This window comes from Kluyvera sp. Awk 3, assembly GCF_028069715.1.
GTDB classification, from domain to species: Bacteria; Pseudomonadota; Gammaproteobacteria; order Enterobacterales; family Enterobacteriaceae; genus Kluyvera; species Kluyvera georgiana_A.
Map to the genome: position 1 here is coordinate 1 of NZ_JANEWH010000285.1, position 1,100 is coordinate 1,100.

A 1,100-nucleotide genomic window follows, 5' to 3' on the forward strand; every position below is an offset into this window, starting at 1 on the left:
GGAATGAATATTGTGTAAAGCATGAAATATAGATTTATATACTATACAATTGAATCGGTATGACATACCTGAACAGGAAGAAAAGAAAGATCTATCATGTAAAGATGCTCAATTAAAGGAGACGAGCGATGTTGTATACCTTTGATGAAAGGGTGATCTATGATTCCGTGAACGGCACATTGCGCCATACCAATAGTAAAGCGGACGAGACGACACAACTGACGATTATCGCCAGTAAAATTCTGCACCACCTGGTGCTACACCACGGCGAATTGGTAACCCGAGATACGTTGTTTACGGAAGTGTGGGAAAAAGCAGGGATCATATCCTCTTCCAATACTTTAAATCAGTACATCAGTCAGCTGCGAAAAACCTTAGCCGGGTATCTCGGTGAAGGGGACATTATTGTCACTGTACCGCGGGCAGGATATTATCTGAGCAAAGACATCGATGTATCGACGCAGATTCGCCATCAGCGAAACCTCCTGCCTCATATGTTAAAATACGCTATGGCCGTGATGACTCTGGTTGTTATTTTCCTGGGTTCGTTTTTATATACAGATCAACCCAAAAAAATCACTCCACGAAAAATTGGTGAGTTGAAGGGATGTCCTGTTTATGATATTTCCGGGGTAAAGAGTGATGTTACAGATGCATCCATTTTTGCTGTTGCGAAAGAAGCGCTGGAAAAAAACAATCAAATTTGTACTGCAACAACTGCTTTCTATATTTACGCCCAGGAAACGCTACACTTACATAAACCAGCAAAGATATTATTCAGTCGGTGTATTGAATGGAGCGACAACCGAAACACTTGTCAAAATATTTACTATTTCTCATGGACACGTTAATGAAAAAGTTTACTATTTTATTTATTTCCGTGGGCGCGTTACTGGCGATATTTTTAGTTCTCGGGTATTGGCATTTTCAGCATAACCTCAGTTTTACTTGTTCATCTTCAACTGCGTCTTTTTCAACGCACGAAGGAAATAGCCCCTTTTTAAATTTCACTCAAAATGTAACGTTCACCCTGAAGGGAGAGGCATTAGTCAATATATCGGGTGAAATCCATAACAAAAACAATATATATACGATCAACC

2 protein-coding genes are annotated in these 1,100 nt (G+C 39.8%); both read left to right on the forward strand.

The features are described from left to right. Window positions 1–128 precede the first annotated feature (128 nt). Window positions 129–851 carry a winged helix-turn-helix domain-containing protein gene (locus NNN71_RS24660; protein ID WP_271459586.1) on the forward strand — a complete coding sequence of 241 codons (723 nt, stop codon included), beginning with the start codon at window positions 129–131 and terminating at the stop codon, window positions 849–851. Continuing rightward, the coding region (locus tag NNN71_RS24665; RefSeq protein WP_271459587.1) for a hypothetical protein at window positions 851–1,100 on the forward strand (250 nt) is incomplete at its 3' end. The genes NNN71_RS24660 and NNN71_RS24665, both read left to right, overlap by 1 nt.

Bases quoted from the DNA above. Each gene is read 5' to 3' on its own strand.
- NNN71_RS24660 (WP_271459586.1), top strand. From the start codon at position 129: ATGTTGTATACCTTTGATGAAAGGGTGATCTATGATTCCGTGAACGGC.